Here is a 22,781-nt window from a genome sequence, read left to right on the forward strand (position 1 = left end):
AGCGTCAAATGCTCAGTCCTGGGCAACCTTCACCACCAGTTTGCCGAAGTTGCGCCCCTCCAGCAGCCCGATGAACGCCTCGGGTGCCTGCTCCAGACCTTCCACCACGTCTTCGCGGAATTTGACCTTGCCGTCGCGCACCCACGGCACCATGTGGCTGATGAATTCCGGCTGACGGTCGCCGTAGTCATCAAACACGATGAAGCCCTGAATCCGCACACGCTTGGTCAGCAACGTACGCTGCAGCATCGGCAGACGATCCGGGCCTTGCGGCACCTCAGTGGCGTTGTAACCGGCAATCAGCCCGCACAGTGGAATGCGCGCCTTGGGATTGAGCAGCGGCACCACCGCATCGAACACATGCCCGCCGACGTTCTCGTAATAGATGTCGATGCCATTCGGGCAAGCCTTGGCCAGTTGTTCGGCAAAGTCCGGCGCCTTGTGATCGATGCAGGCATCAAACCCCAGTTCCTCGACCACGTATTTGCATTTGTCGGCGCCACCGGCCACACCCACGGCGCGCAGGCCCTTGATCTTCGCCACCTGACCGACCACCGAACCGACCGCACCCGAAGCTGCAGCCACCACCAGGGTCTCGCCTTCTTTCGGCTGACCGATGTCGATCAGCCCCATGTACGCGGTCATCCCCGGCATGCCCAGTACACCGAGCGCCATCGACGGGCTCGGCAGACCGGACGGAATCGGCATGATGTTACGACCGTCACTGATGCTGTGGCTCTGCCAGCCAGTGAGGCCGACCACCAGATCGCCCTGGTGGAATTTCGGATGACGGGAATTCTCGACACGGCTGACAGCGCCACCGGTCATCACTTCGCCGATTTGTACCGGCGCGGCGTAGGACGGTGCATCGCTCATGCGCCCGCGCATGTACGGGTCCAGCGACAGGTACAGGGTTTTCAGCAGCACCTGGCCGTCTTCGAGATCCGGCAACGCTTCGCGCTCCAGACGGAAGTTTTCCGGAGTCGGCGCGCCCACCGGACGTGAAGCGAGGACGAACCGTTGGTTGAGGGTCAGAGGGTCGGACATGTCAGCGTCTCCTGTGAATGGGGAATTCGGGGGTATAGGGAGCAGACCTTTGTGGCATTGGGGCGTTCGATGTTTATTCAGTTGTACCGAGGTGAGTTCATTCGCGAGCAGGCTCGCTCCCACAGGGAAATGCATTCCAAATGTGGGAGCGAGCCTGCTCGCGAAGGCGGCATCAAAGACACCGCACCTCCAGGAGGCAGAAACAAAAATGCCAGGCACGATGCCTAGCATTTTGTGTAGCTCATCCAACTCGCGATGGCGAATCAGAATGGCAGTTTCATACCTGCTGGCAGGTTCATGCCGGCGGTCATGCTGCCCATTTTTTCCTGGCTGTTGGCTTCGATCTTGCGCACGGCGTCGTTGACGGCGGCGGCGACCACGGCTTCGAGCATTTCCTTGTCGTCTTCGCTCAGGCCTTCAACCAGGCTTGGGTCGATGCTGACACTTTTCACGTCGTGACGACCGGTCATTACCACGGTGACCATATCGCCACCGGCCTTGCCGGTGACTTCGGCGTTGGCCAGTTCTTCCTGCATCTTGGCCATTTTTTCCTGCATCTGCTGTGCCTGCTTCATCAGGCCGGCCATGCCACCTTTCATCATGGGAATCACCTCAAAAGTACTTGGATCAAAACAGCGCCCGGCACTTAACGCCGAACGCCCTCAGTTATTAGCCTTGGGCGACCAAGGCGTCGACAGGTTCAATAGTATCGTGTCGCACGACCGCACCGAACTGCTGGACCATCTGCTGGATGAACGGATCACCGTGGATCGATTCCTCCGCCTCGCGCTGACGGTTGGCCCGGCGACGGGACGCGGCCTGCGCCGGGGTTTCCTGCTCGGGCTTGATCAGTTCGATGGTCAGGGTCAGCGTGCGACCGTGGAACTGGTTCAACGCATCGTTCAGGCGCCGCTGTTGCGTGGCGTTGAACAGCGCGCTGTGCGCCGGGTCCAGGTGCATCAGCCAATGGTCGCCATCGACCGCGATCAGCGTGCAGTTGGCGGCGATGCTGCCGGTCATGCCGGAGATCGGCAATTGCGGGAACAGCTCCAGCCATTGCAACGCCAGACCGGTGGCCGGCGCGGCGGCAGGCTCCGGCTCGGGTTCCGGGGCTGGCTCGGCGGTGTGTTCGCTGGCCAGATCGTCGAGGTAGCTGTAGGCCGAATCCATGTCCGGCTCGATGTAGTCTTCGTCCAGCGGCGGCTCATCGTCGAGATCCATGCCCGGTGTGGCGGCATCGACGTCGGCGACCGACGGCTCGGGAATCGGCGCAGCGGCCCACTCCGGTGCATCCGGCACCACGCTGTCCGGGGTCGGCAGCGGCATCGGCGGCAACTCGGGCTGCTCGCTGGCGGTTTCCAGTACCGGCTCGACGGCTGGTTGCTGCACCGGCTCAGGTTCTGGCTCGGGTTCGACCGGGTCGTTCCACGGCAGGTCGACCACCGCTTCGGCGGCGACTGGCTCTGGTTCCGGTTCTGGCGCATGGGCCACCACAGGCGCTGGCTCTGGAGCCGGCGTTGGTGCTGGAACAACAACCGGTGCAGGCGCAACAGCCGCAGCGACTACCGGCGCAGGCTTGGGCGCGGCAGCCACTGAATTTGCGGAATCAACTGTGGCCTGGCTGATCCCCACTGGCTTTAGCGGTTGCCTCGGGGCGTCCGCCGTGTCCGCTGGCCGGAAGGCCAACATCCGCAGCAGGACCATTTCGAAACCACCACGGGGATCTGGCGCCAGCGGCAAATCGCGGCGACCGATCAGGCCCATCTGGTAATAGAACTGCACGTCTTCGGCCGGCAGCGCCTGCGCCAGCGCCAACACCCGATCACGGTCGCCATGGCCGTTATCTACACCTTCCGGCAAGGCCTGGGCGATGGCGACGCGGTGCAGCACGTTGAGAATTTCCGAGAGCACGCCGTTCCAGTCCGGGCCTTGCTCGGCCAGGTGGCGCACGGCTTCGAGCAACGCCTTGGCGTCACCCTCGATCAGCGCGTGCAGCACGTCGAAGACCTGGCCGTGATCCAGCGTGCCGAGCATCGCTCGCACATCAGCGGCCAATACCTTGCCTTCACCGAAGGCGATGGCCTGGTCGGTCAGGCTCATGGCGTCACGCATCGAGCCGTCAGCGGCGCGGCCCAGCAACCACAGCGCGTCGTCTTCGAACGGTACGTTTTCGGCGCCGAGCACGTGGGTCAGATGCTCGACCACACGCTCGGGCGTCATGTTCTTCAGCGAGAACTGCAGGCAACGCGACAAAATCGTTGCCGGAAGTTTCTGCGGGTCGGTGGTCGCCAGGATGAACTTGACGTACGGCGGCGGCTCTTCGAGGGTTTTCAGCAGCGCATTGAAGGAATGGCTGGAGAGCATGTGCACTTCGTCGATCAGGTAGACCTTGAAGCGCCCGCGGCTCGGCGCGTACTGCACGTTGTCGAGCAGCTCGCGGGTGTCTTCGACCTTGGTCCGGCTCGCGGCGTCGATCTCGATCAGGTCGACGAAGCGGCCTTCGTCGATCTCGCGGCACACCGAACACTCGCCGCAAGGGCTGGAAGTGATACCTGTCTCACAGTTCAGGCATTTGGCAATGATCCGCGCAATGGTGGTCTTACCGACCCCGCGGGTACCGGTGAACAGGTACGCGTGGTGCAGCCGCTGGCTGTCCAAGGCATTGATCAGAGCCTTGAGCACATGGGTCTGGCCGACCATTTCGCGGAACGAGCGCGGACGCCATTTACGTGCAAGAACCTGATAACTCATCGAAAACCGTCGCAACGAAGGAAGCTGAAGCGGCTAATGCTAGCGGAGCAAGGGCAAAATTGCATCCGGTGTGCTCGTCTAATCTGGCTAAGCTGCTGTTGGCGGGGAAATTTCGCTCGTGATCGGGACTCATCGGAGCATGTATGCGTTGGGCCTTGGGAGCTTTGTTGGGGATCAGTCTGAGCGTGAGCGCGGCCGAACCGCCGCTGCGCTTCGTCGTGGCCGACAGCTGGGCGATGCCGATGGTGCAGATCGACCATGGCCGCCCGACCCAGGGCATCCTCCACGACATCATGCTCAGCCTTGCGACGCAGGTCGGCGTGCCGGCCGAATTCCACGTCCTGCCGCGCGCCCGGGTGCAGAACGCCATGGAGCACGGCGAAGTCGACGTGCGCTGCTATGCCGCACAATCGTGGCTGCCGAATCAGTCCGGGGACTATATCTGGAGCCTTCCGCTGCTGTTCCAGCGCGATTTGCTGATCAGCCGCGACGCTCAGCCGCCCCGCGTCGACCCTGCCGACCTGCCCCGCCAATCGATCGGCACCGTGCTCGGCTATACCTATCCGACCCTGCAACCGCTGTTCGACGCCGATCGCCTGCAACGCGAGGACGCGCGTAATCAGGAACAAGTGCTGGAAAAACTCCTGGCCGGCCGCTACCGCTATGCGGTGAGCAATCAATGGACACTGGACTGGTTCAATCAGCGCCTGCTGCCCGGGCAGCAACTGCACGGCGTCGCGGTGCTGCAGGAGCAGCATGTGGGCTGCTACGTGAGGAATGACCCTCAGGTGCCGGTGCAGCGGATCTTGCGCACGTTGTTGCGGATGAAAATGTCGGGGGAGATTGATGACATCATCCGGTTGTATACCGGGTCCGCTGAAGCCACCCCATAACCCATTGTGGGAGCGGGCTTGCTCGCGAAGGCGGTGTGTCAGTCATCTGATTCGTTAACTGGCACACCGCCTTCGCGAGCAAGCCCGCTCCCACAGGGGGACATTTCCGACAGAGAATTATTCAGTAGCCGTGCGACTCACGGAATTTCTGGTAGTCGTGAAACTCGATCCACTCGACCACGTCGTACGGCAGATAAAGCTGCTGCCGGGCGCGGGAGATGGCGATGTATACGGCGCAGATCCGCTGATCGAACGCGTAGGCGTCCTTGAACTGCACGTTGGTCAGCAGCTCGGGCGTCAGCAGAACGCGGTCGAACTCCATGCCGCCCGCCTCTTGCGCCAGCATCAGCAGGCAGCTTTTGCCGGGGCCGCCGATCATCCGGTTGAGCCGGGTCAGGTCAGCGACCTTGAAGCCCTTCTCCAGCTCGGCCTCGACCCACAGAAACGCCTCGTCGAACTGGTTGGCATCGCGCACCTGCTGCCACTTGGGCAGATCGCTGAAATAGCGATGCGGGCCCTTCTCGCTGTGTTCGGCACTGTAGAAGTCGACCCTGAACAGTTCGATGGCGGTGATCATGAAGTGCTCGAGGTCGCGCTGGGCTTTCATGTCGGCAAAGCTGAACAGGCAATTGGCATCGTGCAGTTGCATGGCCCACTTCATGGTGTCCCAAGGGGACGCCGTCAGCACCACGCAACCTTCCGGCGGGACAAAGCCCTGCGGATAAAACTCGATGCCGACGTCCGCCTCACGCGCGCCTTCGAAGGGCACCTTGCTCTTTTCCGAGTGCCGGGAAATCAGCGGATTGACCAGACGCTCGACGTTACGACCCGAGCGTACCGAGTAGGTGATATCGCTCTGGCGCACCTCACGCTTTCTCTTCACCAGATCGCGCTCGGCGTGCTGGTACTCATCGCCCAGCGTGATCAGCACCTGGCGGCCACGCTCGATTATCTGCAGCAGCGAAGCGGGAATGTCCTGGCTCTCGTCGATCAGCACGTGGGTATAACGCGGCGGCACCACGCAGCCCGCCAGACTTGCCCGCTTGATCAGCAACAAGGCTTCGAAGCCGCTCTGCCGGCCCCACGCCGGGTTGGCCTCAAGGTAAGTCCAGACGCGGCTCGAATACTCCAGCAGCACTTTGGACTCAAGACCGGACAAGGACAGTTTGAAATACGGCAGATGATGCGCCGACAGGCTGTAATCCCGGGAGTGGCAATAGCGCTCGAGGGTTTCCAGGCAGACGTTCAGGGTGCGTTGCGCGTCATGCTCGCGAAAGCCGAGGATGTTCAGCTCCTGCGCCAGACTCTGTTTGCTCGCGACTCGGCCAGCGGCGCTTGCCGGCTGCGGCTTGCGCCCATAAATCAGCCCGCGTGCGAACGCCTCAAAGGTGATGCCGGGCTTGCGTTCACTGACAACGCCCATGCGCTGGCACAGGGTCGCGAGTTTTTCCGGGGTGCGTGCCAGCAACAGGGTTTTCCCGGGGTCCAGGCACTCGGTCAAGGCACCGACCAGGTGGCTCTTGCCGATCCCGGCATAGCCTTGCACGTGCAGGTCTTCATCGAGGTTGGCGCGGAAGGTTCTGACCAGTTTGTCCTGCGCGGCGCTGAGCCAGCGCTCGCGGTGCGCGGGGCTGATCATCTGCTGGCTGAACGGATTGTTGATCGCGTGGTGGCGCGTCTTGAACTCGTCATCCCACTTGCCATCGGGTAGCAGGTAATCCTGCGCCGACACCTCTTCGGCCAACAGCAAACGCAGGTTCAATCCCCTGATGGCGTTCAGGCCGAAGTACAACTGGCGCGGGTCGAACAGCCGTTGCGCCTCGGACAGCAGCCCTGCCCCGCCATCGACCGCCCAGGCGATCAGGCGCGCCAGCACCTTCTCCGCCGCTGCAGCGGTGAGATCCTTTTCGGTGGCCTGAGCCAGATTCTGGATGACCAGCACGGCGGCCAGCTGCGCATCCGTCAACTCGCCGAGGGTTTTTGCGCCATCGGGCTGCAACAGGCTGGCGCAGGTCTCATCCGTCACGGGCAAGTACACGGCGGTGGATAAATCGTGATGTTCCGGGTGCATACAACCTCGTAGCCAGGGCGCGAACTTGTCAACGACGCGCGCAGCAAGACGGTGGAGTATGCCACTGTTCAACCTTGGTGACTGAACAGGCATCGGGGGGCAGCCTTCGCGAGCAGGCTCGCTCCCACAGGGGCTGGCGTGAAAGCCCAAATCGCGGGCATAAAAAAACCGCAGTGGGCGAAACCCATGCAGTTCTGTTGAAGCGTTCTTCGTTCGTCAAGGTGGTAACCCCACCAGCCACACCCCGGCACACAATGTTCCCGCTGTGGCTGCTGCCTTCCGGCTCTGACCAGGTTCACGGGTAATCGTTGCGGGGGGACCGATGGGGTCACCATAACGACACTCACCTGTCGGCGAGCCGCGCCATTGTACCTATCTGAAGCGAAGTTACAACCGTTGGTTTCAGATTAAAAATATGAAGGGCTTCAAGCACTTGCTATTGCGCCTGCAACACCTCGTCCGCCTTGCCGCCCGCCTGCTGGATCACCAGATGGATGAAGTGCAACTTGGCAATCGCCGCCGCCGGCAGCACGAAAGGGTAGAAATCCGGCTGCCCCATGCTGCGTGACAGCTCGTTGAGCATGCCCGCCAGTTCGATCCACGCATTGACGAACGACAGGAACGCCGCGCCGCCGGGGTGCTCCGGGTCGTACAGCGTGCTGGACGGGAACGGCTGGTAGTCGAAGTCCATTTCCCGCGCGCTCATGCCGAAACCCAGCGCGGTATCCACCGCATCCATCATGTGCAGGTAATGCGCCCAGGTTTCGGCCCAATCTTCCCATGGGTGCATGGTCGCGTAGGCGCTGACGTAGTGTTGCGGCCAGTCCAGCGGTGCGCCTTGCTGGTAGTGACGGTCGAGCGCTTCGGCGTAACTGGCGCGCTCGTCGCCGAACAGGTTGCGGAAAGGTTCAAGCCACGGCCCATTGGCGATCAGACGATCCCAATAATAATGCCCGACCTCATGCCGGAAATGCCCGAGCAGCGTGCGATAGGGTTCATGCATTGCCGCCCGCACCTGCTCGCGATGGGCGTCGTCGGCTTCTTTGATATCGAGGGTGATCAGACCGTTGGCGTGGCCGGTCATTGGCGCGTTGCCTTCGAGGTCGACGCCGATGAAGTCGAAGGCCAGACCGGTGGCCTCATCCACGGTTTTCGGGATGACCGGCAGGCCGAGGGTGATCAGTTGCGCCACCAGCCGGCGCTTGGCGATTTCGACTTTGCGCCAGCGTTCGGGGTTTTCCGGCACTGAGAGGTCGGGGATGGTGCGGTTGAGGCTGCAGGCGATGCACAGGCTGTCGTGGCCGTTATCCGGCAGCAGCCAGTTGCACGCGGCGGGCGTGTCGAGGTTGGCGCAGCGACGAAACAGTCCGGCGTCGGGATCGGCATCGAGTGTCCAACTGCCGTCCTGTGGCCCGGGCTGCAACGAGGTCAGGCGACTTTCTTCAGGCTGATAGCCCAACATGGCGCTGCAAGCCAGACATTGACTGTTGCGAAAGAACAGCGACTGGCCGCAGCGGCACGGCCAGATTTTGCTGTTGCGTGAAGATTCGCCCATGAACGGCGCGACAATGCGAGAACTGAGCTGCTCGAAAAAGCGGTACATGGCGATCTCTCCCTGGGGCTTGCCAAGACTAGATCATTGCCGAGCCGACATCGTTCCGAATACTCCACGGCTATTGGCCGATACCACCCTTGTGGTGAGGGGATTTAGCGAAACGTCGCACCGCCCCGATGGGTTGCGAAGCAGCCCCAGAACCCTACCACTCAGTTGAATCAGACAAACTGTGTGCTCAGGCTTTACGACTGCTGCGCAGCCGGTCGGGGATAAATCCCCTCACCACAGGTTTGGGTTCACCCAATGACTCAGGCCGAGATGCCATGGGTTTTGAGGAACGCGATAAACGCCTCTTCGTCCATCACCTTCACCCCCAGCTCATTGGCCTTGGTCAGTTTCGAGCCGGCACCGGGCCCTGCGACCACACAATGCGTTTTCGCCGAGACCGAGCCAGCAACCTTGGCGCCGAGGCTTTCCAGGTGTTCTTTGGCCACATCGCGGCTCATCAACTCGACCTTGCCGGTAAGCACCCAGGTTTCGCCGGACAGCGGCAGGCCCTCAACGACTTTCTTCTCGCTCAGCCAGTGCATGCCGAAATCCCGCAGCTGTTTCTCGGCGGCCTCGGCGATCTGCCGATGCTCGGGCACAGCAAAAAACTCGCGCACCGAATTGGCCTGCTTCTCCGGCAGCGCCTGACGCATGTCCAGCCAGTCGGCATTCATCACTGCTTCCAGCGAACCGAATTTGTCCGCCAGTTTCTGCGCGCCGCCCGGGCCGACAAAGGGAATGTGCAGCTTGTCGAGCAGACCACCGAGGGTGGTGCTGGCAGCAAATTCGGCGCCGAGTTCACCCTGATCCTGAATCTGCAGGCCATGCCCCAACAACTCGGTGATCACCTGCTGGTTGTGTGCATCTTCGAAGAAGCTGTGAATCTCGTGGGCCACTTCCAGGCCGATGTCCGGCAGATAGGTCAGCACTTGCGGCAGCGCCTGCTGCACGCGTTCCAGCGAACCGAGCGAGCGCGCCAACACCTTGGCCGTTTCCTCACCGACATCGGGAATGCCCAGCGCATAAATGAACCGCGACAGTCCCGGTTGCTTGCTGTCTTCGATGGCCGCCAGCAGCTTGTTGCTGGAGACCTCGGCAAAGCCTTCCAGATCGACAATGTCGTCGAACTTCAGCGCGTACAGATCGGCCGGCGAGCTGACCAGACCTTCATCGACCAGTTGCTCGACGCTCTTGTCGCCAAGGCCCTCGATGTCCATCGCCCGGCGCGAGACGAAATGAATGATCGCCTGCTTCAGTTGCGCACCGCAGGCCAGACGGCCGACGCAGCGGTACACCGCACCTTCACTGATGGTTTCCTTGCCTTTGCTGCGCTTGACCAGTTGCGTGCGCTCGACATGGGAGCCGCAGACCGGACAATTCTCTGGAATCGCTACAGGACGAGCATTCTCCGGGCGACGTTCGGTGACCACTTGCACCACCTGCGGGATCACATCACCGGCACGGCGGATGATCACGGTGTCGCCGATCATCAGGCCCAGGCGCGCCACTTCGTCCATATTGTGCAGGGTCGCGTTGGCGACGGTGACGCCGGCGACCTTGACCGGTTTCAGTCGCGCCACCGGAGTGACCGCGCCGGTGCGACCGACCTGGAATTCCACGTCGAGCAGTTCGGTGAGCTCTTCCATGGCCGGGAATTTGTGCGCGATCGCCCAGCGCGGTTCGCGGGCACGGAAGCCCAGCTCACGCTGATCGGCGATGCTGTTGACCTTGAACACCACGCCGTCGATTTCATAAGTCAGCGAGTTACGTCGCTCACCCATGTCGCGGTAGTAATCCAGGCACTCGCCGATGCCTTTGGCCAGTTTCAGCTCGTGGCTGATCGGCATGCCCCACTTCTGCAACTGCTTGAGGTTACCGATGTGAGTGTCGGAAATATCGTGGGACACCTGACCGATGCCGTAGCAGCAGAATTCCAGCGGGCGGTTGGCGGTGATCTTCGAATCCAGCTGACGCAGGCTGCCGGCAGCGGCGTTGCGCGGGTTGGCGAAGGTCTTGCCACCGACTTCCAGTTGCGAGGCGTTGAGGCGCTCGAAACCGGCCTTGGACATGAACACTTCCCCACGCACTTCCAGAGTCGCCGGCCAGCCTGTGCCATGCAGCTTCAACGGGATGTTGCGCACGGTGCGCACGTTGACGCTGATGTCTTCACCGGTGGTGCCGTCGCCACGGGTGGCGCCGCGCACCAGCACGCCGTCCTGATACAGCAGGCTGACCGCCAGGCCATCGAGTTTCGGCTCGCAGCTGTATTCCACCGCCGCGCCGCCACCGAACAGATCACCGGCCGGCAGATCCAGACCTTCGGTCACCCGGCGGTCGAATTCGCGCATGTCGGTTTCTTCGAAGGCGTTGCCGAGGCTGAGCATCGGCACTTCGTGACGCACCTGGGTGAACGCGGTCAATGCCACGCTGCCGACACGCTGGGTCGGCGAGTCGCTGGTGATCAATTCCGGATTGGCCGCTTCCAGCGCCTTGAGCTCGTGGAACAACCGGTCGTACTCGGCGTCCGGAATGCTCGGCTCGTCGAGGACGTGGTAACGGTAGTTGTGCTGATCGAGTTCAGCGCGCAGCTCTAGAATGCGGTTTTTGGCGGCGGTCATGGGTGTTCTCTCATAAAGCAAAAGAGCAGCCGAGGCTGCTCAATCTATTTTGCCGATTGCCTCATTATCGCGAGGCAACCTTTCAATCAACGCTTCTGGGTCAGGGCGCGGCGTTCGAATTCGACGATGCGCTGACGGTAGTGCTCGATGGTTTGCGCGGTCAGCACGCTGCGCTGGTCGTCTTTCAGCTCGCCGTTCAGCTCTTGGGACAGCTTGCGCGCTGCCGCCACCATCACGTCGAAGGCCTGCTTCGGATGACGCGGGCCTGGCAGGCCGAGGAAGAAGCTCACCGCCGGGGTGCTGAAATGGTCGATGTCGTCCAGATCGAAGATGCCCGGCTTGACCGCATTGGCCATGGAGAACAGCACTTCACCGTTGCCGGCCATGCTTTCGTGGCGGTGGAAAATATCCATCTCGCCAAAACGCAGACCGCTTTCCAGAATGTTCTGCAGCAGGGCCGGGCCTTTGAAGCCGGCGGCATCGCGGCAGATCACGCTGATCACCAGGACTTCTTCGGCTTGCGGCTGATCCTTGTCGGCCACCGCTGGCGCAGGCTTGCTGTCGTCGACGAAGTCGTCATCACGGCTGCTGAAGCTCGGGCCGCCGTCCAGGTCCAGGTCGAGGTTCAGGTCGCCCTGGGCCGGACCGTTGCTGCCGCGCTTGCCACGTTTCGAACCGGATTCGCGAGGCTCGCGTGCTTCGCGGGCCGGCATGCTCACCGACGGCAGATCGTGTTCGTCCAGTTGCGGCTCTTTATGTGTGTCCAGCACGCGGGCCGGGCCCAACAGCTCAGCACTGGTGTCCTCGTCCGGCAGGTTGGACAGACTTCGGTCAAGACGGAATTTCAGTTTTCCCTTGCCGCCGCGCATACGGCGCCAGCCATCGAAAAGAATACCGGCTATCACAATGATGCCGATGACGATCAGCCACTCGCGCAGACCGATTTCCATGTAATCCCGTGCCTCTATAAAAAATGCTGAAAAATAAGGGGTTTACATTGTGCAAACCGCTTTAAAACGTGGCGCCAACTCTATGTTCTGACAGGCGTTTTGCCCACGTATACGAAAAATTGACATTAAACTAGCACGACCAAAGACAACTTTACACCGTCTGTCACATTGGCTTGCGCGAATATGTCGATTGGCCAGCAAGTCGAAGTCGGTAAAAAAGTCCTACAGACTACTCATACCCTTCCGACACCACGCTGACTCAGGCGTCCACCATCGCCATCGCCTCCTCGACATCCACTGCAACCAGTCGCGAACAACCCGGCTCGTGCATCGTCACACCCATCAGTTGATCGGCCATTTCCATGGCGATCTTGTTGTGGGTGATATAGATGAACTGCACGGTCTGCGACATCTCTTTAACCAATCGTGCGTAGCGTCCAACGTTAGCGTCATCCAGTGGCGCGTCAACTTCATCGAGCATGCAGAACGGCGCCGGATTCAATTTGAAGATCGCAAAAACCAGTGCCAGCGCGGTCAGGGCTTTTTCCCCGCCGGAGAGCAAATGGATGGTGCTGTTCTTCTTTCCTGGCGGCCGCGCCATGATCGTCACCCCTGTATCGAGTAGATCTTCGCCCGTCAGTTCCAAATACGCGCTGCCACCACCGAAAACTTTCGGGAAAAGCGCCTGTAAACCGCCATTGATCTGATCAAAGGTATCTTTGAAGCGGTTACGGGTTTCCTTGTCGATCTTGCGAATGACGTTTTCCAGGGTCTCCAATGCTTCGACCAGATCGGCGTCCTGCGCATCCAGATAACGTTTACGCTCGGATTGTTGCGTGTATTCGTCGATGGCCGCGAGGTTGATCGCACCCAGGCGCTGAATCCGCGCATTGATCCGTTCGAGTTCTTCTTCGGCGGCGCGTTCACTGGCCTCGGGGGTCAAGGTCGCGAGCACGCCATTGAGATCGTAGCCGTCTTCGAGCAATTGATCCTGCAACGCCTTGCGCCGCACGGTCAGCGCTTGCCATTCCATGCGCTGCTGTTCGAGCTGGCCACGGATCAGTTGCGATTGCTGCTCGGCCTGGGTCCGGCGCTTTTCCGCCTCGCGCAGTTCGCGGTCGGCGTCTTCCAGCGCAATCTGCGCAGTCTTCAGTTCTTCGTCGACGGTCATGCGTTTGTCGAGCAGCTCTTCGAGTTTCAGGCGCAGCTCTTCCAGCGGTGCCTCGCCCTCCTCCAGATTCAGACTCAACTGCTCACGCTTTTCGGTCAGGCGCTCGGCCTGCATCTCCAGACGTTCCAACGCCTGCCGCGTGGAATCGTGCTGCGCGCGCAACGAGCCGAGACGCACCGCCAGTTGATGGGCATGATCCTTGTGCTGGCGGGCTTCCTGGCGCACGCGATCAAGGCGTTCGCGCAGGCTGTCACGCTGGGCCAGCAGCAACTCGCGCTGCTCGGTGTCCAGCGCCATGGCGTCGAGCGCTTCCTGCAATTGCATGCGCGCTTCGCCGATCTGCTCGTGTTCCAGTTCGCGTTGCTCGCCGAGTTCGATCAACTCTTCATCAAGGCGGGTGCGGCGCAGCGTCAGCTGTTCAGCCTTGGCTTTACCGGCGGACAGTTGAGCCTTCAATTCACCCTGAGAACGGGCTTCGTCCTGCAGCAAACGACGCAAATGCTCACGACCGTTTTCCTGCTGCCGCTGTTGCGCCCGCAGGGTTTGCAGACGGGTTTCCATGGCTTCGACCGTGGCTTCGCGCTCTTCGCGTTCGGCCTGCAGCGTCTCGATTTCCTGGCCACGGGCGAGCATGCCGCTCTCGGCTTCACTGGCGCGACGCACCCGCAGGAAGTGTCGGCCAACCCAGTAACCGTCGCGACTGATCAGGCTCTGCCCGGCACTCAACTGGCCGCGCAGGGCCAACGCCTGCTCAAGGCTGTCGACCGGTTTGACCTGGCCGAGCCACGGCGACAGATCGATCTGCGCCTCGACTTTATCCAGCAGGCTGCCCGCTACCCGCACACCATCGCTGGCGGGGCTGAGCAGGCGCAGATCGCCTTGGGTGAAACCGGACAGATCGAAACCGTTGAAGTCGTCCACCAGCACCGCTTGCAGATCGGCGCCGAGCACGGTTTCCACCGCCAGCTCCCAACCGGCCTCGACCTTCAAGCCTTCGGCCAGACGCGGCCGTTCGGCGAGGTGGTGTTCCTTCAGCCATTCGGCGGTGCCGGTGCCCGGGTCGAGCGCGGCTTGTTGCAAGGCTTCCAGCGACGCCAGTCGTCCGTTCAGGCGCTGCAAATCGCCCTGCGCCTGCTGCTGCGCGGTCAGTGCCTGCTGCAATTCCTGACGCAGTTGTTCAAGTTTTTCGACCTGCGCTTCTTCGCTGGTCTGCAAATCTTCGAGGGTCGCCTCGGATTCGGCGAGCTGCTCGTTGAGCGCCATGATCGCCGCGTCTTCCGGGTCGGCGGAAAGCAGATCGCGCTCTTCGGCGAGACGCTTTTGCCGATCGGCCAGACGCTCCATGCTGGTTTCCAGCTGCTGGATCCGCGACTGCTGCACTTCGGCCTGGCGCCGTGGTTCGGCAGCGGTCAGGTTGAAAGTGTCCCACTGCTCCTGCCAGCCGTGCATGACGCTTTCGGAATCTTCCAGCGCAGCGGCGGCTTCTTCGGCAGCGGCGCTGGTGACTTCCTGCTCGGGGGTGAGCATGTCCAGCTCTTCGCCGAGGGTCAGCAGCAGCGTGCGGTCGTGGCCCAGGTGCGATTCGGTTTCCAGACGCGCGCGCTCGGCTTCTTTCAGATCGTCCTGCAACTGGCGCAAGCGCTGCTGGCCGTGCTGGATGCTCTGCTCGACCCGGGCGATGTCGCCGCCGACCGAATAGAAGCGGCCCTGCACCAGATTGAAGCGCTCGGACAGTTCATGGTGCCCGTCGCGCAGCCGCTCGATAGCCGCATCGGCATTGCGCTGCTCGGCGACCAGCGCTTCGAAACTGACTTCCTGGTTGCCGATGATCGATTCGCGTTGGCCGACTTGATCGTTCAGATCCTGCCAGCGCAGGGCCGACAGTTGCGCCTTGAGCTGACGCTCTTCGGATTTGTATTCCTGATACTTCTTCGCGGACTCGGCCTGACGGTGCAAACGTTCGAGCTGACGCTCAAGCTCTTCGCGCAGGTCGGTCAGACGCGCCAGGTTTTCGTGGGTGCGGCGGATGCGGTTTTCGGTCTCGCGCCGACGCTCCTTGTACTTGGAGATCCCCGCCGCCTCTTCGATGAAGTTGCGCAGGTCTTCCGGTTTGGCTTCGATCAGCTTGGAGATCATCCCCTGCTCGATGATCGAGTAGCTGCGCGGGCCGAGGCCGGTGCCGAGGAAGATGTCGGTAATGTCGCGACGACGGCACTTGGCGCCGTTGAGGAAATAGCTGTTCTGGCTGTCGCGGGTGACTTTGCGGCGAATGGAGATCTCGGCGTAAGCCGCGTACTCGCCGACCAGGGTGCCGTCGGAGTTGTCGAACACCAGTTCGATGCTCGCCTGGCTCACCGGTTTGCGGCTGGTCGAGCCGTTGAAGATGACGTCGGTCATCGACTCGCCGCGCAGGTTCTTCGCCGAACTTTCGCCCATCACCCAGCGTACGGCGTCGATGATGTTCGACTTGCCGCAACCGTTCGGCCCGACGACCGCCGCCATGTTACTGGGGAAGTTCACCGTGGTCGGGTCGACGAAGGACTTGAACCCCGCCAGTTTGATGCACTTCAGCCGCACGCTCAGGCAACCGTCAGGGCGGAGACCACCAGATCGCAGCTGCGCTGGGCGTAAGCCGTCAGCACGATGCGGATCTGCGGCAAATCACGGGCGAGCACAGCGGCCAGCAGGCGTTCGAACAGTTCGAGGAACTCGCTCATTTCGGCCTTGCGCTGTTCGAGGGCGAGGAAATACGCACGGCTCATGGCCGGCTGCAGGTTCTCGACGGTCTCTTGCAGGTACGGGTTGTTGGCAAACGGGTACGCAGCGCGCATCACGGCGAAGCTGTCGTCGACGAAGGTGCGGATGTCCTGACGCTCGTAGCTGGCGGTCAGGCGCTGCTGGATCTGCACGAACGGCGCCATGTCGGCCTGGGTCTGCCAGCCATTGGCGACCGCATTGCCGAGCAGGATGTACAGCTCGCTCATCAGCGTGCACAGGCTCTGCACCTTGTGTGCGGTGAGTTCGGTGACATGGGCGCCACGCCGCGGCAGGATCGCGATCAGGTGGCGGCGTTCGAGGATCAGCAGGGCTTCGCGGACCGATCCGCGGCTGACATTGAGGGCCAGCGTGACCTTCTGTTCCTGAATGCGCTCTCCCGGCTTCATTTCGCCGCGAATGATGCGTTCGGCGAGGTGGTGAGCAATTTGCTCGGCGAGGCTGTCCGGCGCCTTGAACGTCATGGTTGTCCTTCAAACTCTTCGATCTGCACAAGCGGCGCAGTGTAGCGCAAATGCAGGTGCATGGCGGAGTGCCCGCACGGCGCTTTTTGGCACGATTCAAGCAAAAAGGCAGTGAATCCGCTCAGGGTCAATACTCAATAGAGCACGAGTTAATCGACAAAACCGCTTTTCCTGACCTTTAAGTCAGAAAACCATTGACCGAAAAGTCAGACCTGCTAAATTCGGTTGAAGTCGGTTAACAACAATAATGAGTCTGCGAGGCCTTCTGTGATCCAGTTTTTACTTAACCAGGAACTCCGTAGCGAGCACGCCCTGGACCCGAATCTGACCGTGCTCAATTACCTGCGCGAACACGTGGGCAAATCCGGCACCAAAGAAGGCTGCGCCAGCGGCGACTGTGGCGCCTGCACCGTGGTGGTCGGCGAGTTGCAAACGGATGACGCCGGCCGCGAACACATTCGCTATCGCAGCCTCAACTCGTGCCTGACCTTTGTGTCGTCGCTGCATGGCAAACAACTGATCAGCGTCGAAGACCTCAAGCACCAGGGCGAACTGCACAGCGTGCAGAAAGCCATGGTCGAGTGCCACGGCTCGCAGTGCGGCTTCTGCACCCCCGGCTTCGTCATGTCGCTGTTCGCCCTGCAAAAGAACAGCGATGCACCGGATCAGGCCAAGGCGCACGAAGCGCTGGCCGGCAACCTCTGCCGCTGCACCGGCTATCGGCCGATCCTCGCCGCCGCCGAGCAATCCTGCTGTGGCAAGCAACCGGATCAGTTCGATGCCCGCGAAGCGGAGACCATCGCCCGCCTCAAAGCCATCGCCCCGACCGATATCGGCGAACTCAATAGTGGCGACAAGCGTTGCCTGGTGCCGCTGACCGTCGCCGATCTGGCCGACCTCTACGACGCTTACCCACAAGCGCGGCTGCTGGCCGGCGGCACCGATCTGGCGCTGGAAGTCACCCAGTTCCACCGCACCCTGCCGGTGATGATCTACGTCGGCAACGTCGCCGAAATGAAGCGCATCGAAACCTTCGATGACCGCATCGAAATCGGCGCCGCCACCGCCCTCTCCGACTGCTACGAAGCGCTGACTGCCGAGTACCCGGACTTCGGCGAACTGCTGCACCGCTTCGCCTCGCTGCAGATCCGCAACCAGGGCACCCTCGGCGGCAACATCGGCAACGCCTCGCCGATCGGTGACTCGCCACCGCTGCTGATCGCCCTCGGCGCGCAAGTGGTGCTGTGCAAAGGCGAAACCCGGCGCACGCTGAACCTGGAAGATTACTTCATCGACTACAAGGTCACCGCGCGTCAGGAAAGCGAGTTCATCGAAAAAATCGTCGTCCCGCGCGCCACGGCCGAGCAGCGTTTCCGCGCCTACAAGGTCTCCAAGCGTCTGGACGATGACATTTCCGCCGTCTGCGCCACCTTCAATCTGCGCGTGGAAAACGGCGTGATCACCGACGCGCGTATGGCGTTCGGCGGCATGGCCGCGATTCCGAAACGCGCCGCCCACTGCGAAGCCGTGCTGCTCGGCCAACCGTTCAACAGCGCCGTTGTCGAACGCGCCTGCGCCGCACTGGCCGAAGACTTCACGCCGCTCTCGGACTTCCGCGCCAGCAAGGAATATCGCCTGCTCAGTGCGCAGAACCTGCTGCGCAAATACTTCATCGAACTGCAAACACCGCACATCGAGACTCGGGTGACCGCTTATGTCTAACCATCACGCCGTAGAGAAGACTCAAGCCGAACTGGCGGAACTGTTCGCCAGGGACCTGACCACCGGTGTCGGCCGCAGCGTCAAGCACGACAGCGCCGCCAAGCATGTGTCCGGTGAAGCGCAGTACATCGATGATCGTCTGGAATTTCCCAATCAACTGCACGTTTACGCACGGCTGTCGGACCGCGCCCACGCGAAAATCATCAGCATCGACACCAAGCCCTGCTACGCCTTCGAAGGCGTGCGCATTGCGATCACCCACGAAGACGTGCCGGGCCTCAAAGACATCGGCCCGTTGCTGCCGGGCGATCCGCTGCTGGCCATCGATGACGTGCAGTTCGTCGGGCAACCGGTGCTGGCCGTGGCCGCGAAAGACCTGGAAACCGCACGCAAAGCGGCGATGGCGGCGATCATCGAATACGAAGATCTCGAGCCGGTGCTGGACGTGGTCGAAGCCTTGCGCAAACGCCACTTCGTGCTCGACAGCCATACCCATCAGCGTGGCGATTCGGCCTCGGCATTGGCCACCGCCGAACACCGCATTCAGGGCACGCTGCACATCGGCGGCCAGGAACACTTTTATCTGGAAACCCAGATCTCCTCGGTCATGCCCACCGAAGACGGCGGCATGATCGTCTACTGCTCGACGCAGAACCCCACCGAAGTGCAGAAGCTGGTGGCCGAAGTGCTCGACGTGTCGATGAACAAGATCGTCGTCGACATGCGCCGCATGGGCGGTGGTTTCGGCGGCAAGGAAACCCAGGCCGCCAGCCCGGCGTGCCTGTGCGCGGTGATCGCGCACCTCACCGGTCAGCCGACCAAGATGCGCCTGCCACGGGTCGAAGACATGCTGATGACCGGCAAGCGCCACCCGTTCTATGTCGAGTACGACGTCGGCTTCGACAGCAGCGGACGTCTGCACGGCATCGCCATGGACCTGGCCGGCAACTGCGGCTGTTCGCCGGACCTGTCGGCGTCAATTGTCGACCGGGCGATGTTTCACTCGGACAACTCGTACTACCTCGGTGACGCGACCATCAACGGTCACCGCTGCAAGACCAACACCGCGTCGAACACCGCTTACCGGGGTTTCGGCGGCCCGCAAGGGATGGTCGCCATCGAAGAAGTGATGGACGCGATTGCCCGTCACCTCAACCTCGATCCGCTGGCGGTGCGCAAGGCCAACTACTACGGCAAGACCGAGCGCAACGTCACCCACTACTACCAGACCGTCGAGCACAACATGCTCGAAGAGATGACTGCCGAACTGGAAGAAAGCAGCCAGTACGCCGAGCGCCGCGAAGCGATCCGTCGCTACAACGCCAACAGCCCGATCCTGAAAAAAGGCCTGGCGCTGACCCCGGTGAAGTTCGGCATTTCCTTCACCGCCAGTTTCCTCAATCAGGCCGGCGCGCTGATCCACGTCTACACCGACGGCAGCATCCACCTGAACCACGGCGGCACGGAAATGGGCCAGGGTCTCAACACCAAAGTCGCGCAGGTGGTGGCCGAAGTGTTCCAGGTGGAAATGAATCGGGTGCAGATCACCGCGACCAACACCGACAAAGTGCCGAACACCTCGCCGACTGCGGCCTCCAGCGGCGCTGACCTCAACGGTAAGGCCGCGCAGAACGCCGCCGAGATCATCAAGCAGCGTCTGGTGGAATTCGCCGCGCGGCACTACAAGGTCAGCGAAGAAGACGTGGAATTCCACAACGGCCATGTGCGCGTGCGTGACCACATCATGACCTTCGAGGCGCTGATTCAACTGGCGTATTTCAATCAGGTCTCGCTGTCGAGCACCGGCTTCTACAAGACCCCGAAAATCTACTATGACCGCAGCCAGGCCCGTGGTCGGCCGTTTTACTACTTCGCCTTCGGCGCGGCGTGCTGCGAAGTGATCGTCGACACCCTGACCGGCGAGTACAAGATGCTCCGTACCGACATCCTCCACGACGTCGGTGCCTCGTTGAACCCGGCGATCGACATCGGTCAGGTCGAGGGTGGTTTCGTCCAGGGCATGGGCTGGCTGACCATGGAGGAGCTGGTCTGGAACAACAAGGGCAAGCTGATGACCAACGGCCCGGCCAGCTACAAGATCCCGGCCGTGGCGGACATGCCGCTGGACCTGCGGGTGAAGCTGGTGGAGAACCGCAAGAACCCGGAAGACACGGTGTTCCATTCCAAGGCTGTGGGTGAGCCGCCGTTCATGCTCGGGATTGCCGCGTGGTGCGCGATCAAGGACGCGGTGGCGAGCCTCGGTGACTATAAGCATCAGCCGCAGATCGATGCGCCGGCGACCCCGGAGCGGGTGTTGTGGGGGTGTGAGCAGATGCGCCAGCTCAAGACTGTAAAAGCGGTCGAAGCTGAAACCGAGTTGGCTCCGCTCTAGACCGAGGCGCGGCTAATCGCTGGCAAGCCAGCTCCCACAGTGATCTGTGGTGATTTCAGGATTTGCGGTACACCACAAACCTGTGGGAGCTGGCTTGCCAGCGATGAGGCCTGAACAGACAACGATGTTGTAGGGGTGACATATGTACAACTGGATCGACGCCCTCGCCGACCTGCAGAACCAGGGCGAACCCTGTGTTCTGGTGACGATCATTGAAGAACTCGGCTCGACCCCGCGCAACGCCGGCTCGAAGATGGTCGTCAGCGCGAAACAGACCTTCGACACCATCGGTGGCGGGCATCTGGAATACAAAGCCATGCAGATCGCCCGCGAGATGCTCGCCAGCGGCAAGCAGGACACCCATCTGGAGCGCTTCAGCCTCGGCGCCAGCCTTGGCCAGTGCTGCGGTGGCGCCACCGTACTGCTGTTCGAACCGATGGGCCAGGTGCAGGCGCAGATCGCGGTGTTCGGCGCCGGGCATGTCGGCCGCGCGCTGGTACCGCTGCTCGCCAGCCTGCCGTGTCGAGTGCGCTGGATCGATTCGCGGGAAGAGGAATTCCCCGAACAGATCCCCCACGGCGTGCGTAAAATCGTCGCCGAAGAGCCTGTGGATGAAATAGACGACCTGCCCGCCGGCAGCTACTGCATCGTCATGACCCACAACCATCAACTCGACCTGGAACTCACTGCCGCGATCCTCAAGCGCAACGACTTCGCTTACTTCGGCCTGATCGGTTCGAAGACCAAACGGGCCAAGTTCGAACATCGCCTGCGGGATCGCGGTTTCGACAGCGGCGTCGTGCAACGCATGCGCTGCCCGATGGGCATTGGCGAAGTCAAAGGCAAACTGCCTGTGGAAATCGCCATCTCCATCGCCGGCGAAATCATCGCCACCTATAACGCCAATTTCGGCCAGCACAGCGCCAGCGCCGAACCGATTGCCAGACTGCTGCCGGTTTCGCGGCGCAGTCAGGCCGCCAAACTCAAAGCCTCAAACTGATTAGAGAACCCTCATGCCTCTGACTCGCAAAGCCTACCGCGCCGCCATCCTGCACAGCATTGCCGACCCCGCCGAAGTCGGGATCGAAGCCTCCTACGAATATTTAGAGGACGGCCTGCTGGTGGTCGATGGCGGCAAGATCAGCGCCCTCGGCCACGCCAGCGAAATGCTGCCGACCCTGCCGGCGGATATCGAGATCACCCACTATCAGGACGCGCTGATCACCCCGGGCTTCATCGACACCCACATCCACCTGCCGCAAACCGGCATGGTCGGGGCCTACGGCGAGCAACTGCTGGACTGGCTCAACACCTACACCTTCCCGTGCGAAAGCCAGTTCGGCGACAAGGCCCACGCCGATGAAGTGGCAGACATTTTCATCAAGGAGCTGCTGCGCAACGGCACCACCACCGCGCTGGTATTCGGCAGCGTGCACCCGCAGTCGGTGAACTCTTTCTTCGAAGCCGCCGAGAAGCTCGACCTGCGGATGATCGCCGGCAAGGTGATGATGGACCGCAACGCGCCGGACTATCTGACCGACACCGCCGAATCCAGCTACGTCGAGAGCAAGGCGCTGATCGAACGCTGGCACGGCAAGGGCCGCCTGCACTACGCGGTCACCCCGCGATTTGCGCCGACCAGCACCCCGGAGCAACTGACCCTCGCCGGCCAACTGCTGACCGAATACCCGGATCTGTACATGCAGACCCACATCAGCGAGAACCTCAAGGAAATCGAGTGGGTCAAGGAACTGTTCCCGGAGCGCAAGGGCTATCTGGACGTCTACGATCACTACCAACTGCTCGGCGAGCGCTCGGTGTTCGCCCACGGCGTGCACCTGTGCGACGACGAATGTGCACGTCTGGCGGAAACCGGCTCGGCGATCTCGTTCTGCCCGACCTCGAACTTCTTCCTCGGCAGCGGTCTGTTCAACTTGCCGATGGCCGAGAAGCACAAACTGAACGTCGGCCTCGGTACTGACGTCGGCGGTGGCACCAGTTTCTCGCTGCTGCAAACCCTGAACGAAGCCTACAAAGTCATGCAGTTGCAAGGCGCGCGGCTGAGTCCGTTCAAGTCGCTGTACCTGGCGACCCTCGGCGGTGCGCGGGCGCTGCGTCTGGAAGACAAGATCGGCAACCTGCAACCGGGTTCAGACGCCGACTTCCTGGTGCTGGACTACAACGCCACGCCACTGCTCAGCTATCGCCTGAAACAGGCCAACAACATTGCCGAAACGTTGTTTGTGCTGATGACCCTGGGCGATGACCGCACGGTGCAGCAGACTTATGCGGCGGGGGCTTTGGTGCATCAGCGCTGAGTTTTC

The 22,781-nt window shown here is 61.7% G+C and carries 14 protein-coding genes and 1 other RNA gene; 5 read left to right on the forward strand and 10 right to left on the reverse strand.

What is annotated here, in order from left to right; translation table 11 throughout:
- Positions 1-12: 12 nt before the first annotated feature.
- The 3 genes from H043_RS0119525 to dnaX all read right to left on the reverse strand — a co-directional run bounded on the left by H043_RS0119525 (position 13) and on the right by dnaX (position 3,798).
- Positions 13-1,047: an NADP-dependent oxidoreductase gene (locus tag H043_RS0119525; RefSeq protein ID WP_027613264.1), complete on the reverse strand. Its 1,035-nt coding sequence runs from the start codon at positions 1,045-1,047 to the stop codon at positions 13-15.
- 263 nt (positions 1,048-1,310) lie between these two features.
- Positions 1,311-1,649 (reverse strand): YbaB/EbfC family nucleoid-associated protein, encoded by a 339-nt coding sequence (locus H043_RS0119530; protein ID WP_003223337.1) that lies wholly within the window; start codon positions 1,647-1,649, stop codon positions 1,311-1,313.
- 67 nt (positions 1,650-1,716) lie between these two features.
- Positions 1,717-3,798: a DNA polymerase III subunit gamma/tau gene (dnaX, locus tag H043_RS0119535; RefSeq protein ID WP_027613265.1), complete on the reverse strand. Its 2,082-nt coding sequence runs from the start codon at positions 3,796-3,798 to the stop codon at positions 1,717-1,719.
- A 143-nt stretch (positions 3,799-3,941) separates the two neighbouring features.
- Here dnaX and H043_RS0119540 point away from each other — a divergent pair, with 143 nt between their 5' ends.
- The gene (locus H043_RS0119540; RefSeq protein WP_027613266.1) at positions 3,942-4,691 is read left to right on the forward strand and encodes an ABC transporter substrate-binding protein; all 750 of its coding nucleotides are present in this window, start codon (positions 3,942-3,944) and stop codon (positions 4,689-4,691) included.
- A gap of 121 nt (positions 4,692-4,812) precedes the next feature.
- Here H043_RS0119540 and H043_RS0119545 read toward each other — a convergent pair whose 3' ends face one another.
- From H043_RS0119545 to H043_RS0119570, 7 genes are all read right to left on the reverse strand, one after another.
- Positions 4,813-6,762: a hypothetical protein gene (locus tag H043_RS0119545; RefSeq protein ID WP_027613267.1), complete on the reverse strand. Its 1,950-nt coding sequence runs from the start codon at positions 6,760-6,762 to the stop codon at positions 4,813-4,815.
- Positions 6,763-6,990: 228 nt separating this feature from the next.
- Positions 6,991-7,087, reverse strand: an RNA gene (ffs, locus tag H043_RS29855) — signal recognition particle sRNA small type.
- Positions 7,088-7,198: 111 nt separating this feature from the next.
- The gene (locus tag H043_RS0119550; RefSeq protein WP_027613268.1) at positions 7,199-8,365 is read right to left on the reverse strand and encodes a putative zinc-binding metallopeptidase; all 1,167 of its coding nucleotides are present in this window, start codon (positions 8,363-8,365) and stop codon (positions 7,199-7,201) included.
- A 260-nt stretch (positions 8,366-8,625) separates the two neighbouring features.
- Positions 8,626-10,983 carry an NAD-dependent DNA ligase LigA gene (gene ligA, locus H043_RS0119555; RefSeq protein WP_027613269.1) on the reverse strand — a complete coding sequence of 786 codons (2,358 nt, stop codon included), beginning with the start codon at positions 10,981-10,983 and terminating at the stop codon, positions 8,626-8,628.
- An 86-nt stretch (positions 10,984-11,069) separates the two neighbouring features.
- Positions 11,070-11,933, reverse strand: coding sequence for a cell division protein ZipA (gene zipA, locus H043_RS0119560; RefSeq protein ID WP_027613270.1), 864 nt, complete (start codon positions 11,931-11,933; stop codon positions 11,070-11,072).
- 259 nt (positions 11,934-12,192) lie between these two features.
- Positions 12,193-15,681, reverse strand: coding sequence for a chromosome segregation protein SMC (gene smc / locus H043_RS0119565; protein ID WP_027613271.1), 3,489 nt, complete (start codon positions 15,679-15,681; stop codon positions 12,193-12,195).
- Between the two features lie 2 nt (positions 15,682-15,683).
- Positions 15,684-16,343, reverse strand: coding sequence for a GntR family transcriptional regulator (locus H043_RS0119570; protein WP_007961062.1), 660 nt, complete (start codon positions 16,341-16,343; stop codon positions 15,684-15,686).
- A gap of 267 nt (positions 16,344-16,610) precedes the next feature.
- Between H043_RS0119570 and xdhA the strand changes: the two genes are divergently transcribed.
- The 4 genes from xdhA to guaD all read left to right on the forward strand — a co-directional run bounded on the left by xdhA (position 16,611) and on the right by guaD (position 22,775).
- Positions 16,611-18,065 carry a xanthine dehydrogenase small subunit gene (gene xdhA / locus H043_RS0119575; protein ID WP_027613272.1) on the forward strand — a complete coding sequence of 485 codons (1,455 nt, stop codon included), beginning with the start codon at positions 16,611-16,613 and terminating at the stop codon, positions 18,063-18,065.
- Positions 18,058-20,457 carry a xanthine dehydrogenase molybdopterin binding subunit gene (gene xdhB, locus H043_RS0119580; protein WP_027613273.1) on the forward strand — a complete coding sequence of 800 codons (2,400 nt, stop codon included), beginning with the start codon at positions 18,058-18,060 and terminating at the stop codon, positions 20,455-20,457. The genes xdhA and xdhB overlap by 8 nt, the downstream gene beginning before the upstream one ends.
- A gap of 142 nt (positions 20,458-20,599) precedes the next feature.
- Positions 20,600-21,457: a xanthine dehydrogenase accessory protein XdhC gene (gene xdhC, locus H043_RS0119585; RefSeq protein ID WP_027613274.1), complete on the forward strand. Its 858-nt coding sequence runs from the start codon at positions 20,600-20,602 to the stop codon at positions 21,455-21,457.
- A gap of 13 nt (positions 21,458-21,470) precedes the next feature.
- The gene (guaD, locus tag H043_RS0119590; RefSeq protein WP_027613275.1) at positions 21,471-22,775 is read left to right on the forward strand and encodes a guanine deaminase; all 1,305 of its coding nucleotides are present in this window, start codon (positions 21,471-21,473) and stop codon (positions 22,773-22,775) included.
- Positions 22,776-22,781: the final 6 nt, after the last annotated feature.

The sequence above is a fragment of the Pseudomonas sp. URIL14HWK12:I6 genome (genome assembly GCF_000514195.1).
In the GTDB taxonomy this organism is placed as follows: domain Bacteria; phylum Pseudomonadota; class Gammaproteobacteria; order Pseudomonadales; family Pseudomonadaceae; genus Aquipseudomonas; species Aquipseudomonas putida_A.

What these genes read in the sequence shown, in the direction of transcription:
- H043_RS0119525 (WP_027613264.1), bottom strand. Translation starts at nt 1,047, where the DNA reads ATGTCCGACCCTCTGACCCTCAACCAACGGTTCGTCCTCGCTTCACGT.
- H043_RS0119530 (WP_003223337.1), bottom strand. Translation starts at nt 1,649, where the DNA reads ATGATGAAAGGTGGCATGGCCGGCCTGATGAAGCAGGCACAGCAGATG.
- dnaX (WP_027613265.1), bottom strand. Translation starts at nt 3,798, where the DNA reads ATGAGTTATCAGGTTCTTGCACGTAAATGGCGTCCGCGCTCGTTCCGC.
- H043_RS0119540 (WP_027613266.1), top strand. Translation starts at nt 3,942, where the DNA reads ATGCGTTGGGCCTTGGGAGCTTTGTTGGGGATCAGTCTGAGCGTGAGC.
- H043_RS0119545 (WP_027613267.1), bottom strand. Translation starts at nt 6,762, where the DNA reads ATGCACCCGGAACATCACGATTTATCCACCGCCGTGTACTTGCCCGTG.
- H043_RS0119550 (WP_027613268.1), bottom strand. Translation starts at nt 8,365, where the DNA reads ATGTACCGCTTTTTCGAGCAGCTCAGTTCTCGCATTGTCGCGCCGTTC.
- ligA (WP_027613269.1), bottom strand. Translation starts at nt 10,983, where the DNA reads ATGACCGCCGCCAAAAACCGCATTCTAGAGCTGCGCGCTGAACTCGAT.
- zipA (WP_027613270.1), bottom strand. Translation starts at nt 11,933, where the DNA reads ATGGAAATCGGTCTGCGCGAGTGGCTGATCGTCATCGGCATCATTGTG.
- H043_RS0119570 (WP_007961062.1), bottom strand. Translation starts at nt 16,343, where the DNA reads ATGACGTTCAAGGCGCCGGACAGCCTCGCCGAGCAAATTGCTCACCAC.
- xdhB (WP_027613273.1), top strand. Translation starts at nt 18,058, where the DNA reads ATGTCTAACCATCACGCCGTAGAGAAGACTCAAGCCGAACTGGCGGAA.
- xdhC (WP_027613274.1), top strand. Translation starts at nt 20,600, where the DNA reads ATGTACAACTGGATCGACGCCCTCGCCGACCTGCAGAACCAGGGCGAA.
- guaD (WP_027613275.1), top strand. Translation starts at nt 21,471, where the DNA reads ATGCCTCTGACTCGCAAAGCCTACCGCGCCGCCATCCTGCACAGCATT.